Here is a 12,608-nt window from a genome sequence, read left to right as displayed (position 1 = left end):
TCACCGCCAGCCCAGCTAGACCGCCTGATTGAGCGGCAGAGGCCTGGTCATCGCCCGACGGCCATGGCGGCTGGCTGCTTCGGGGGGCTTGCCTTGGGCAGGGCTGCAGCTTAGGTTGATGACATTGCCCTGCATCTCCATCCAACTGCAGATCCCGGGCGGCAAGGGCCGTTATAGCGTTCGAAAAGACTTCTGCTCATTTGATGGAAAAAGCCTGATCGATGACTTCTCGAACGTCGAGTTCAAGCGCGGGGAGTTTCAGGATGACCAGCTCAGATTCGAGATTGCCCTCACCCCCTTGGGAACCAAAGAAATCGAGATCAAAATCTGCCAGGTCAACTTCAAGGATGGACAACCTGAAGAGCTCACCTGCCAACTGTCATACGGGTAGCCCTCAGCCCTCAACACACTCGCCATAGCGCTCTCCAGACTCCCACCGCGCACGCCAATGTGCCATTGACTGCTGCACCAACTCCGGCACTCCGCTGATCACCACCACGCTGGCTTGCCAGCGATAACCATGGTGCATTCACCACCGCAACCGCTGGCAAGCCAGCTCAGACCGCGGACCTTCTGCGCTCAGGGTGCCGGATTAGGAACCCGCTGGTGAACCGCCTGAATCTGCCCACGCACCTCATCCCCCAGCACCACATCCAGCGCCCCCAGGTTCTCGCGCAATTGCGCCAGGCTGGTCTGCCCGGTCAGGGCACTGGCCACGAACGGCTGGTCGATCACCGCCGCCAATGCCAGTTGGGCCGGCGTCAGCCCATGCTCCCGGGCAATTTCCACATAACCGGCGATGGCCGCCTGGGCCGACGGGCTGTCATAGCGATTGAAGGTCCGGTACAACGACGACAGCCGCGAGCCCTCCGGCCGTGCTCCCCCCAGGTACTTGCCGGTCAGCGCCCCGAAGGCCAGCGGCGAGTATGCCAACAGCCCGATGCCCTCCCGATGCCCGAACTCCGACAACCCACCCTCATACAGCCGGTTCAGCAGGCTGTAGGGATTCTGCACACTGACAATTCGCGGCAATCCCAGCCGTTCGCTCTGCTTGATGAACTCGGCGACACCCCACGGCGTTTCATTGGAGACGCCGATATGCCGCACCTTGCCCGCCTTGACCTGTTCAGCCAGCACCGCCAGGGTTTCCTCGATGGCGATGCTCTCGGGATCGTCCTGCCAGGCATATTCGCGCTGGCCGAAGGTGGTGGTGCGACGATCCGGCCAGTGCAGTTGATAGAGGTCCAGATAGTCCGTGCGCAGCCGTTGCAGGGTGCCCTCCAGCGCTTCGACGATATTGCGCCGGTCATGGCGGCTGAGGCCGCCACGAATATGCGGCTGCGGGGCCTTCTCGCTGGACGGCCCGGCGATCTTGCTGGCGAGGATCACCTGGTCGCGCCGCCCGCTGGCAGCCAGCCAGTTACCGATACAACGCTCGGTGGTGCGCCAGGTCTCGGCATGGGTGGGCGTGGGGTACATTTCGGCGGTGTCGATCAGGTTGACCCCGGCAGCCAGCGCCAATTCGATCTGCTGATGCGCCTCGGCCTCGCTGTTCTGATGCCCCCAGGTCATGCTGCCCAGGCCAAGCACGCTAACCTGGAGTTCACTGTTGCCCAATTGACGGTAACGCATGCTCGATCCCTAGCTGGAATATTGATTGTCCGGAAACGGCAGCCCGAGGTGCTCGCGCAGGGTGCTGCCGCGGTATTCGTGACGGAACAGCCCGCGCCGTTGCAGCAGCGGCACCACTTCATCGACGAAGCGTTCGATACCGGACGGAAAGACGTCCGGCATGATGTTAAAGCCATCGGCGGCATGGGCCTGGAACCAGGTTTCCAGGCTGTCGGCGACCTGCTCCGGAGTACCGACCAGCAGGCGATGGCCGACCAGGATGCGCCGCGACAACTGGCGGATGCTGAGGTTTTCTTGCCGGGCCAGGTTCAGTTGCGCTTCAAGGAAGCCCTGGGAGCCGCGCTCGAACCCGGCCACCTCGCCGATCCGCGCCCAGGGCAGCGGCCCGTCCGGGTCCAGTTCGCTGGCGGCCAGGCCAAAGCGCGCCGCCACCCGTTCCAGCAATCCCTCCTCGCCATGCCAGGCATTCAGCTCGTCGAAACGCGCCCGGGCCTCGGCCTCGGTGCTGCCGATCACCGTGGCCAGGCCAGGCATGATCTTCAGGTGCGCGGGGTTGCGCCCCCAGCGTATGGCCCGCTCCTTGATGTCGCGATAGAAACACTGGCCGGCGTCGAGGGTGGTCTGGGTGGTGAAGATCACCTCGGCATAGCGCGATCCCAGGACCTTGCCCGGCTCGGACGATCCAGCCTGGACCAGTACCGGTCGCCCCTGTGGCGAACGCGGCACGTTCAACGGCCCTTGAACGGCGAAATGCTCGCCGACGAAGTCGACAGGCCGGACCTTGGCCGGGTCCGCGAATCGCCCACCGGCAGCATCACCGATGATCGCGTCGTCTTCCCAGCTGTCCCACAGTTTGAGCACCACCTCGAGAAACTCCTCGGCCCGGGCATAGCGCTCGGCATGGCCCGGCACCCCGGGCAGGCTGAAGTTGCGCGCCGCCTCGTCACTGGCGCTGGTCACCAGGTTCCAGGCGGCGCGGCCCTGGCTGACATGATCGAGGGAAGCGAAGCGCCGGGCGGTACCGAAAGGATCGTTGTAGGTGCTGGCCGCCGTGGCGATCACCCCGATACGCCGGGTCACCGCCGCCACGGCGCTGAGCAGCACCACCGGATCGAGATGGCCCACCGGCTGGCTTGCCGGGTCGCCACTCAAGGCCGACCAGTCGGCGAGAAACACGGCATCCAGGCAGCCACGCTCGGCGATGCGGGCGATGTCCTGGTAATGGGCGATATCCAGATGAGCCGTCGCCCCCGCCTCCGCCTTGCGCCAGGCACCCGGATGGGCGCCAAAGCCGAGGACATTCAGGCCGATGCTGATCTGCCCTTCACGACGACCGCTCATACCGCACTGGCCTCGTCGCGCACGCCATTGCCGGTGCTTTGCTGGGCCAGCCAGGCCTGGTCCGGGGTCACGCCGTTGAGGTGGTAGTTGCCCAGCACCCGCTCGCGGTAGATCGCCGGGTTGTGCGAGGCCAGGGTCCGGGCATTGCGCCAGTGACGGTCGAAACGCCGGTTCTCGCTGGTGGCAGACGCGCCGCCCACCTCGAACAGCAGCGTGGTGGCTTCCAGCACCTGGCCGATGACGATCTGCTGGGCCTGGAACGCCGCCACTTCGGCGTCGGTGTAGTGATGCTCCTCGGCGTAACCGCCCTGCTCTGCGTCGAACACCTGCTGCACCCGCTCGGCCGCCGCCAGCACCTGGGTTTGCGCCGACCAGGCGAGGCTGGACAAGCGGCCGATCACCCGTTGCACCAGCGGATCATCCTTGGGACTGGCCTCGCCGGGGAAACCGAACGCTCGGGTGCGGCTTTTCACGAACGCCGTGGCATCGCGCAGCACCGCCTTGGCGATGCCGGCCAGGGTAGCGAGATGGAACAGCTGGTAATAGGCGGTCAGGTAGGACTCGGCCCGTACTTCGTCAGGCTTGTAGCGACGGATCACATGCTCGTTGGGCACGCGTACGGCCTCGAAGCGGGTGGTGCCGCTGCCGGTCAGGCGCTGGCCGAAACCATCCCAGTCATCCACCACGCTGACACCCTCGGCGGTCACCGGCAGTGCCACGCTGACGAAATCGTCGCCGGCCAGGGCCACCGCGGCTATCCAGTCGGCATAGACGGTGCCGGTGGAGTAGTACTTCTCGCCGTCCAGGCGCCAGCCGGCCTGTTCATTGCCGGCTTCCAGCGGGCTCAGCGCCACGGTGATGCCGGTGGTACCGCTGCGCTCGGCCATGGCCGCGCCCCATAGCTGGTGGTCCACCACCTTGCCCAGCCAATGGGCCTGGGACACGGGATCACGGCTGGAAAGACGGCCTTCGACGAAGCCGAAGTGGGCACGGAAGATCTGCGGCAGGTTGGAGTCCGCTGCGCCCAGCTCGATCAGCAGGCCAAACAGTTGCGGGATGCTCGCACCCAGTCCACCCAGCGCCCGGGGCACGCGCAACGTTCCGAAACCGGCTTCGCGCAACCAGCGCACCGCGTCGAAGGCCAGCTCGCGCTGCTGCTCGCGGTGCACGGCGGTATCGGCAATCCGCTGGAAACTTTCGGCAAAGCGCTGATGCAGGGTTTCGTAACTAACGGCAGTGGAGCTCATGTTGCTTCCTTTCATTGGGCAGTGGCTCGGCGCAACTAAAATCGCCGCTCGCTTAGTTGAAAAATAAATTTCAGGAAATTGAGCAAGAGCGATAGCAAGCGACATGCCATGCCTTGTCAGCGTCACTAACTCGATGATTTTTATGGATTACGACGCACTTTTAATAACCGTATCACCGGTACTTATGCTTATCGAACAACACGCCCCTGTCATGCCCAACACACTTTGTTGATCAACTGTTCACCCCTGAACAGTTACTCAATCACATATAACCGGAAAACTTTTTCCATACGATCTGGCTATTTGATTTTTAGTCGACCAGTGAATTTAATCGCCACCATTCATTGGTTCAGGACGTTCTTATGAAACTTCCACAGGCGCTGGTCGAGTTGCGCGCCTTGAGCAAGGACTTCGGCGCCCAGCGGGCGCTCGACCGGGTCGACTTGCAGGTTTTCCCCGGTGAAGTGGTCGCGTTGCTCGGTGCCAATGGCGCGGGCAAGTCCACCCTGGTGAAGATCCTCGCCGGCAGCCAGCCCCACGACGGCGGCGAGCTGCGGGTGCAAGGCACGGTGCAGCGCTTCGATTCGCCCCTGGTCGCGCGTCGGGTAGGGATCGTCGCGGTGCACCAGCATGTCAACGACGGCATCGTGCCGGGCCTGAGCGTGGCCGAGAACCTGGTGCTGGACGAACTGAGCCAGGCCCAGGCAAGCCCGTGGGTACGACGCCGCCGCCTGCACCAGCGGGCGGCGGCCATCGCCGCCGGCCTGAACCTCGACCTGCCCCTGCACGCGCCCATCGAACAGCTCGGCCAGGCCGAACGCCAACTGGTAGTGCTGGCCCGTGCCCTGGCCCTGCAACCGCGCCTGCTGATCCTCGACGAACCCACCGCGGCGCTGTCGGCAGCCGAGGCAGAGCGCCTGTTCGAACTGATCGGGCAACTGCGCCAGCGCGGCGTGGCGATCCTGTATATCTCCCATCGCCTCTCGGACCTGCAGCGCATCGCCGAGCGCGCGCTGGTCCTGCGCGATGGCCGGCTGGTCGGCGAATTCACCGCGCAACAGCTGCCGGAGGCCATCGAGGCAATGCTCGGCGCGGCGCTCGACGCCCACCGCTTCGTGCCCCGCCTGCCGGGCCGCGAAGTGCTGACCCTGCGCGGCGTACGCCTGCTGCCACAGACCCCGGCCTTCGACCTGAGCCTGCACGAAAACCAGGTGGTGGCCCTGACCGGTCTGCTCGGGGCCGGCAAGAGCGAGATTGCCGAGGTCCTGTTCGGCCTGCGTCGCCCCGCTGCCGGCAGCCTGCAGCTGGACGGCCAGCCATGGCAGCCGCGCTCGCCCCGGGACGCAATCCGGGCCGGGGTATTCCTCGCCGTGGAAGACCGTACCGCTGGCTCCCTGGTACCGGGCTTTTCCCTGCGCCGAACCCTCACCCTGCCCTTCCTCCAGCGCTTCAGCCGCGCCGGCTTTATCGACCGCCGCGCCGAAGCCGCCGCCGTCACCGCGCAGGTGAGCGCCCTGGGGATCAAGACCGCCGGCATCGACGCGCCCATGACCAGCCTCTCCGGGGGCAACCAGCAGAAGGTGGTGATCGGCCGCTGGCTGCTGCAGGACGCCCGCCTGCTGATCCTCGACGAACCCTTCCAGGGCGTGGATATCCGCGCCCGCCGCGAGATCGGCCGGTTGCTGCGTGATGGTGCCGGCCAGCGCGCGACCCTGGTGATCTGCGCCGATATCGACGAAGCCCTGGAAATCGCCGACTGCATCCTGGTGGTGCGGGATTTTGCCGTGGTCGCCGGATACCCCCGCGCCGACCTGAGCCGCAACGCCCTGGTGGCCGAGCTGGCCGGCAGCGCCGCCCCGACACCGCAAACATCAAGGAGTACCGCGCGTGCCTGATTCGCTTTCCCCTTCACGCCAGCCCGTGCCCCAGCGCTGGCTGGACGCCCTGATCCACTACGGCCTGCTGCTGGTGCTGGGCCTGATCGTGCTGCTGTTCAGCCTGCTCGAACCGGCGTTCGTCCAGGTCAGCAACCTGTTCATCATTCTCCAGTCAGTGTCCATCGTCGCCCTGCTCGCCCTCGGCGTGACCCTGACCATGGCCGTGGGCGGCCTCGACCTGTCCATCGGCGCGGTGGCGGCCATGAGCCTGATGATCGCCAGCTACGTGATGGTGGTGCTGGACTGGGGCCCGCTGCCCGCCATCGCCATCAGCCTGGCCGGAGGCGCGCTGGTCGGCCTGCTCAATGGCTGGCTGATCGTGCGCATGGGCATCCCGGACATCCTCGCCACCCTGGGCAGCATGTTCCTGGTGATCGGCGTGCAACTGATTCCTACCGGCGGGCGCTCCATTGCCGTGGGCATGACCCTGCCCGATGGCGAAGAGACCGAGGGCGTGTTCAGCCCGGCATTCCTCGCCCTGGGCCGCGGCCGGCTGTGGGACACGGTGCCGGTCCCGGTGCTGGTCACTGCGGTGCTGGCCCTGGCGGTCTGGCTGTTTCTCGAACGCACACGGATCGGCCGGCTGTTCTACGCCATCGGCGGCAACGAACAGGCGGCGCGCCTGGCCGGCGCCCCGGTGCAGCGCTACAAGCTGCTGGCCTATGTGCTCTCGGCCCTGCTCGCCGCGGTCGGCGGCCTGCTCCTGGCCGCCCGGCTCGGGCGTGGCGATGTCAGCTCCGGCAACGGCCTGGTGCTGGATGCCCTCGGCGCGGCGCTGATCGGCTTCGCCGTGCTGGGCGCGAAGAAGGCCAATGCCTTCGGCACCCTGGCCGGCGCCGTGCTGATCGCCACCCTGCTCAACGGCCTGACCATGCTCAACGCGCCCTATTACGCCCAGGACTTCGTCAAGGGCCTGGTCCTGGTGCTGGCCCTGATCTTCACCTTCGGCCTCGCCCGGCAGACCCGCTGACTTCATCGACTCGCAAGGACCCTCCATGAACCCATCACCCAAACGTTTCGTGCGCCATCTCCTCGCCGGGGTACTGCTCGCCGGCATGAGCTGGCAAGCCCAGGCCAAGGGCCTGCCCGGCGCCCCGGCGCCCTTCGACAAGGGCGAGGTGCAGATCGCCCTGGTCGGCTACCTGTTCTCCGGCGACTTCCCCGAGGCCTACCTGCAAGGCGTGGAAAAACAGGCCGCCGCCCTCGACGTCAAGCTGCGCATCTTCGATGCCCGGCAGCAGGCGGCCAGCCAGCGCGAGATGATCGAACGGGCCATCGACCTGGGTGTCGACGGCATCATCGTCCAGCTGGGGTTGGCGGAAACCCTGCGCGATTCGGTGGAAAAGGCCGTGGCCAAGGGCATCAAGGTGGTGGCCTTCGATGTCGACCTGAACAACCCCAGGGTCACCCAGATCGAACAGGACCACCACGCCATCGCCCAACTGGCCCTGGACAAGGCCGTGCAGGACAACGGCCCGGCGTTCAACGCCGGCTACGTCTATATCAGCGGCTTCACCCCGATGGAGCGCCGCGACGAGATCTGGCGCCAGGTCAAGGCGGCCCACCCGGGTATCGTCGAGAAGGCCCGTTTCGGCACCCTTAACCCGCCCATCGCCAACTCCGTGGCCGACCAGGCCAGCGCCGTGCTGCGGGCCAACCCGGAGATCAACGTGATCTTCGCGCCCTTCGACGAGTTCGCCAAAGGCGCCAAGATCGCCGTGGATGAGGCGGGCCGTGCCTCGAAGATCAGGATCTACAGCGCCGATATCTCCACCGCCGATATCCAGATCATGAAGGAACCCGACAGCGCCTGGACCGCCACCGCCGCGATCAACCCGCAGGTGGCCGGGGCCATCAGCGTGCGCAGCCTGGCGATGCTGATCGCCGGGGAAAACCCGGGCCAGCGCCTGCTGGTGCCGCCGACCCTGATCAGCCGCCAGCAGCTGCTGGACCTGGACGTGAAGAACGTCCGCGACCTGGCGCGCAAGGTACCCGCGTTCGGCGACAGCGCGGCGATTGCCAGCCCGGCATGGATTCCCAAGGTGGACTGAACCCCGAACCCTGAACACTTGCGTGCAACGCCTCTGCCATACAGCGGCGCCTCCCCGCTTCAACTGCACTTTCAATCACAACTAAAAAACGGCTGCGGTACTGCCCTGCCCGACCACCTTCGAAGTGGTCGGCCGTTGACGGTATTGCCCGCTGTTCAAGGAGCGCTGCCATGCAACACCGCCCACTTTCACTGCTTGCACTTGCGATAACCTCTGCACTATTCCAGATAAACGCCCAGGCTGAAGACACCCTGCCGAGCGGCGAAGACGCCAAGCGCCTGGACACGGTGCTGGTCACCGGCACCCGCGGCACGGCGCGTACCGTGCTGGACTCGCCGGTACCGGTGGACGTGCTCACCGCCGCCGACCTCAAGGCCACCGGCGCCAGCAACGGTGAACTGGGCCAGGCCCTGCAGACCCTGCTGCCGTCGTTCAGCATGCCGCGCCAGTCCAACTCCGGCGGCGCCGACCATATCCGCGCCGCGCAACTGCGCGGGATGAGCCCGGACCAGGTGCTGGTGCTGGTCAACGGCAAGCGCCGGCACACCTCGGCGCTGGTCAACGACTCCTCGAAGATCGGCCGCGGCACCGCCCCGGTGGACTTCAACTCGATCCCCATCAGCGCGATCAAGCGCATCGAAGTGCTGCGCGACGGTGCCGGGGCGCAGTACGGCTCGGACGCCATCGCCGGGGTGATCAACATCATCCTCGACGACGCCCCCGAGGGTGGTGAGGTCTCCACTACCTACGGCGCCTACCACACCCACCAGGACGCCATCGGCCGCACCACCACCGATGGCCAGAACAGCCTGACCACGGCCAAGGGCGGCGTACGCCTGGGCGAGGATGGCGGCTTCCTGCGTGGCGGCGCCGAATACAAGGAGCGCAACCCGACCAACCGCGCCGGTTTCGACGGTTTCGACAGCACGCCAAACCAGCGCAACTATGTGATGGGCGACGGCTCGGCGCGGGACGTCAACCTGTGGTTCAACAGCTCGCTGCCCCTGGGCGAGCGCGAGCTGTATTCCTTCGGCACCTGGAACGAGCGCCATTCCACCGGCGCGCAGTTCTACCGCTACCCCTACGAGCAGCCGCAGTTCTACCCAAATGGCTACCTGCCGCAATCCCTCGGCACCAACCAGGACCTCTCCGCCACGGCCGGTTTCAAAGGGCTGCTGGGCGCTGGCTGGGACTTCGACAGCAGCCTGACCCACGGCCGCAACCGCTTCGAATCGGCAAGCCGGCGGACCCTGAACGTCAGCCTCGGCGCCGACTCGCCGACCCGCTTCGACACCGGCGACTACGAGCTGCGCCAGACCACCGCCAACCTCGACTTCAGCCGTGAACTGCGCCTGGCCGAGCGCTCCTTCGTGCTGGCCGTGGGCGGTGAATACCGCTACGAAAACTACCTGACCACGGCCGGCGACCCGGCGTCGTACTTCGGCAGCGGCGCCGATGGTGCCAACGGCCTGCGTCCCAGCGAGGAAGCCGACCTGGAGCGCAAGGTATTCGGCACCTATGCCGAGCTGTCCGGCGACCTCACCGACCGCCTGTTCGTCGATGCCGCCACGCGATGGGAGCATTACGACGATGCCGGCAGCAAGCTCACCGGCAAGCTCAGCGGGCGCTATCGCCTGACCGAGCAATGGGCGCTGCGTGGCGCGGTCTCGAACAACTTCCGGGCGCCGTCCCTGGCGCAGATCGGCTTCCAGCACACCACCAGCAACTTCGGCGATGGCGGCACCCTTACCGATGTGCGCGTGCTCTCGGTCAACGACCCGATCGCCAGGGCCCTGGGTGCGGAAAAGCTCGACCCGGAAACCTCGAAGAACTTCAGCCTCGGCGTCACCGCCCAGCTCAGCGAGCGCTTCGATGCGTCCCTGGACGTGTTCCGCATCGACGTGAAGGACCGCGTCACCCTGTCCCAGCGCATCGGTGGCGACGCCCTGGAGCAATACATCAATGACACCTTCGGCGTGGCCGGGGTGCATGACGTCAACTTCTTCACCAACGCCGCCGACACCCGCACCGATGGTGCCGAACTGGTGCTCAACTATCGCCAGCCGTTCTACGACGGCCAGTTGGCCCTGACCGGTGCCTACACCTGGAACCACACCAAAGTGACCAAGACAAAGGGCACGCCTTCGCAGCTCACCGCCCTGGGTATCGGCAACGATGCACTGGTGGGTGTAGAGGAGCGCAACACCCTGACCGACGCCGCGCCCAAGGACCGTTTCGTGGTCTCGGCCAACTGGACCAGCCAGCACTGGGGCCTGCTCGGCCGCCTGACCCGCCAGGGCGAGACCACCCGGGTCTTCGACTTCGGCGACAGCCAGCCGGAGCAGACCTATGGTGCGGTATGGCAACTGGATGCGGAGGTGCAGTACAAGTTCACCCCGACCTTCGATATTGCCGTGGGCGGCAACAACATCACCGACAACTATCCGGAGCGTTCGAATTCGACCATCAACTATGGGGGTAACTTGCCGTATGACGTGCTATCGCCGATCGGCACCAACGGAGCTTATTACTATGCCCGGGTAACTTACGGATTCTGACAATCAGGGGACTTCGGTCCCCTGATGCGTTTTCAGAAGGAGACTTGCGCCGGCTGTGACAGGCGCAGTACCGACAGGTCCCCGGTAATCCGTTTCCAGGCCAGGCGAATGGCCTCGATATCCTTGCCGGCCTGGGCGGTGTCGGGATGCAGGATCACGATGACGCGGGTGTCCAGGCGCTCGGGTTCCTTCGCCCCGTGATCCCGCCATTGGCCGTAGGCGTTCAGCACGCTGAAGCCATCGGGGAAGCGCGGGGTCACTTCCTGGTCGAGAAATTCGCGCCAGCGGGATTCGCTGATCACCTCCTTGCCGCCCTCGAGTCGACCGAGGGCGAAATACAATTCGGTGCGCTGCCAGGCGGCCTGGGCAGGACGGCTGGGGTCGCCTTGCAAAGTTGAACTTTCAGGGTGGGTTGTGTGAACGGGAAGTTGGGTATTGGCACAGCCGGAAAGTGCAACCAGCACCGAGGCAAGAACAAGACGGCGAAACATGGAATATCCTTTTCGAGTTATAGGCGAGGCACTATAGGAAGGAATATCCGGAGTTCAAAATAACCAATTAACAGTGAGATATAGCTGTGTTGACTGTAATGGCCTCATCGCTGGCAAGCCAGCTCCCACAGGGATCGCGTGCACCGCTGAACCTGTGCTGTACCTGATGCATCCATCACAGGCACAGCACAATCCCCAGAGCACCGCTGAACCTGTGGGAGCTGGCTTGCCAACGATGAGGCCATCACAGACAACACACCTCTTATCTGTCACTCAACATCGCCTGAATCTGCTGCGTCGCCTGCCGGGTACTCTCCGCCAGCTTCTTCACCTCCTCCGCCACCACCGAGAACCCGCGCCCCACCTCCCCGGCCCGGGCCGCTTCGATCGCGGCATTCAGCGCCAGCAGGTTGGTCTGCTCGGCAATGCTCTTGATCACCCCCACCACCGTGGCGATCTGCGCGTAGGTGGTCTGGTTCTGCGAGAGCATCTGCTCATGGCTGGCCTGGGCACTGCGCTCGTCGCTGATATCGCGCACCGCGCCGATCACCCGCACCAGCACGCCACGCTCGTCGCGCACCGCACAACCGCGCTCACGGCACCAGATATAACCCCGGGCCTTGTGCCGCATGCGGTACTCGAACACGTACTCGCCACTGGCCCCCGGCTTGAGGATCTCGCGGTCGAAGATCGCCATGATCTGCGGCAGGTCGTCCGGGTGGGTGATGCCGACCTGGGTGTCCCAGCCGTCCGGCATTTCCGTCGGCCCGTAGCCCATCACCGCACGGAACTGGTTGGAGATGCGCATATGGCTGTCCGGGTGCTGCAGGTCGCCCTGGACCACCTTGATGTCCCAGGTGCCCTCGGTGATGGTGGATTCCAGCTGCGCCCAGATCGCCGCCTGCTGGCGGTGCGCGTCGAGCTGCTGCTCCAGGTCGCCGACAAAGGCCTGCAGGTCGCTGCAACGCTGCTCCAGGCGCTGCACCTCGGCCTCGGCATTGCGGCTCTGGCCCCGGGCCTGCTCGACCTGCTGGCTCAGGTCACTGCCGAGGGCGCGCACCTCGTCGAGCTGTCGGCCATCCTGCTGACGGGCCATGGCCAGCTCGCGCAAGGCTGCCAGCACGGCCGGATGACGCTGCAACTGCGGCGTTTCCACATCGCCCCACAGCTGGCCCTGACTGACCCGCGCCAGCAAAGGCTCCAGCTCCCGCACCCAATGATCGTTCCTGAAAAACATCAGTGCACACCGTTCGGCAGTGAAAAACACCGAGTTGACCGGATTGTGCCGGTTACGTCTTGCATACGGGTGCCGGGCACTTGACCGTCGCTGCCAGAGGCCGCGCCGTGCCTG

General features: G+C 65.5%; 9 protein-coding genes and 2 pseudogenes. 5 read left to right on the top strand and 6 right to left on the bottom strand.

What is annotated here, in order from left to right; translation table 11 throughout:
* Positions 1-28: 28 nt before the first annotated feature.
* Positions 29-391 carry a hypothetical protein gene (locus PSEMO_RS33610; protein ID WP_178392051.1) on the top strand — a complete coding sequence of 121 codons (363 nt, stop codon included), beginning with the start codon at positions 29-31 and terminating at the stop codon, positions 389-391.
* A gap of 188 nt (positions 392-579) precedes the next feature.
* Here the strand turns inward: PSEMO_RS33610 and PSEMO_RS24935 are convergent, their stop codons facing one another.
* From PSEMO_RS24935 to PSEMO_RS24925, 3 genes are read right to left on the bottom strand one after another with little or no spacing between them, the layout of a single operon-like run.
* Positions 580-1,632: an NADP(H)-dependent aldo-keto reductase gene (locus PSEMO_RS24935; protein ID WP_075805600.1), complete on the bottom strand. Its 1,053-nt coding sequence runs from the start codon at positions 1,630-1,632 to the stop codon at positions 580-582.
* 9 nt (positions 1,633-1,641) lie between these two features.
* The gene (locus PSEMO_RS24930; RefSeq protein ID WP_075805599.1) at positions 1,642-2,973 is read right to left on the bottom strand and encodes an LLM class flavin-dependent oxidoreductase; all 1,332 of its coding nucleotides are present in this window, start codon (positions 2,971-2,973) and stop codon (positions 1,642-1,644) included.
* Entirely contained in the window at positions 2,970-4,220 is a 1,251-nt protein-coding gene (locus tag PSEMO_RS24925) for an acyl-CoA dehydrogenase family protein (protein WP_075805598.1), read from the bottom strand. Before PSEMO_RS24925 ends, PSEMO_RS24930 begins: the two co-directional genes overlap by 4 nt.
* Positions 4,221-4,582: 362 nt before the next feature.
* On the opposite strand from PSEMO_RS24925, the gene PSEMO_RS24920 reads away from it, so the two are divergent.
* The 4 genes from PSEMO_RS24920 (at position 4,583) to PSEMO_RS24905 (ending at position 10,766) form a co-directional block, all read left to right on the top strand.
* The gene (locus PSEMO_RS24920; RefSeq protein WP_075805597.1) at positions 4,583-6,115 is read left to right on the top strand and encodes a sugar ABC transporter ATP-binding protein; all 1,533 of its coding nucleotides are present in this window, start codon (positions 4,583-4,585) and stop codon (positions 6,113-6,115) included.
* Complete coding sequence (locus PSEMO_RS24915) at positions 6,108-7,127, top strand: ABC transporter permease (RefSeq protein ID WP_075805596.1); 1,020 nt, start codon at positions 6,108-6,110, stop codon at positions 7,125-7,127. The genes PSEMO_RS24920 and PSEMO_RS24915 overlap by 8 nt, the downstream gene beginning before the upstream one ends.
* Positions 7,128-7,152: 25 nt before the next feature.
* The gene (locus tag PSEMO_RS24910) at positions 7,153-8,208 is read left to right on the top strand and encodes a substrate-binding domain-containing protein (protein WP_075805595.1); all 1,056 of its coding nucleotides are present in this window, start codon (positions 7,153-7,155) and stop codon (positions 8,206-8,208) included.
* 170 nt (positions 8,209-8,378) lie between these two features.
* Positions 8,379-10,766: a TonB-dependent receptor plug domain-containing protein gene (locus PSEMO_RS24905; RefSeq protein WP_075805594.1), complete on the top strand. Its 2,388-nt coding sequence runs from the start codon at positions 8,379-8,381 to the stop codon at positions 10,764-10,766.
* Positions 10,767-10,798: 32 nt separating this feature from the next.
* Here PSEMO_RS24905 and PSEMO_RS24900 read toward each other — a convergent pair whose 3' ends face one another.
* The 3 genes and pseudogenes from PSEMO_RS24900 to PSEMO_RS34400 form a co-directional block, all read right to left on the bottom strand.
* A complete protein-coding gene (locus PSEMO_RS24900; protein ID WP_075805593.1) occupies positions 10,799-11,257 on the bottom strand; it encodes a DUF3574 domain-containing protein in 459 nt (152 codons plus the stop codon).
* A gap of 274 nt (positions 11,258-11,531) precedes the next feature.
* A pseudogene (locus PSEMO_RS34405) lies at positions 11,532-11,795 on the bottom strand (methyl-accepting chemotaxis protein); the annotation flags it as partial.
* 12 nt (positions 11,796-11,807) lie between these two features.
* Positions 11,808-12,065 (bottom strand): annotated as a pseudogene (locus PSEMO_RS34400) (PAS domain-containing protein); the annotation flags it as partial.
* Positions 12,066-12,608 lie beyond the last annotated feature (543 nt).

Source organism: Pseudomonas putida (genome assembly GCF_001941965.1).
GTDB lineage: Bacteria > Pseudomonadota > Gammaproteobacteria > Pseudomonadales > Pseudomonadaceae > Aquipseudomonas > Aquipseudomonas putida_L.
Note: the sequence above shows the minus strand (reverse complement) of the source record. Positions and strands in the feature narration are given on the sequence as shown.

Excerpts from the sequence above, each read along its gene's own strand:
- PSEMO_RS24925 (WP_075805598.1), bottom strand. The coding sequence starts at position 4,220 with ATGAGCTCCACTGCCGTTAGTTACGAAACCCTGCATCAGCGCTTTGCC.
- PSEMO_RS24930 (WP_075805599.1), bottom strand. The coding sequence starts at position 2,973 with ATGAGCGGTCGTCGTGAAGGGCAGATCAGCATCGGCCTGAATGTCCTC.
- PSEMO_RS24910 (WP_075805595.1), top strand. The coding sequence starts at position 7,153 with ATGAACCCATCACCCAAACGTTTCGTGCGCCATCTCCTCGCCGGGGTA.
- PSEMO_RS24905 (WP_075805594.1), top strand. The coding sequence starts at position 8,379 with ATGCAACACCGCCCACTTTCACTGCTTGCACTTGCGATAACCTCTGCA.
- PSEMO_RS24935 (WP_075805600.1), bottom strand. The coding sequence starts at position 1,632 with ATGCGTTACCGTCAATTGGGCAACAGTGAACTCCAGGTTAGCGTGCTT.
- PSEMO_RS24900 (WP_075805593.1), bottom strand. The coding sequence starts at position 11,257 with ATGTTTCGCCGTCTTGTTCTTGCCTCGGTGCTGGTTGCACTTTCCGGC.
- PSEMO_RS24920 (WP_075805597.1), top strand. The coding sequence starts at position 4,583 with ATGAAACTTCCACAGGCGCTGGTCGAGTTGCGCGCCTTGAGCAAGGAC.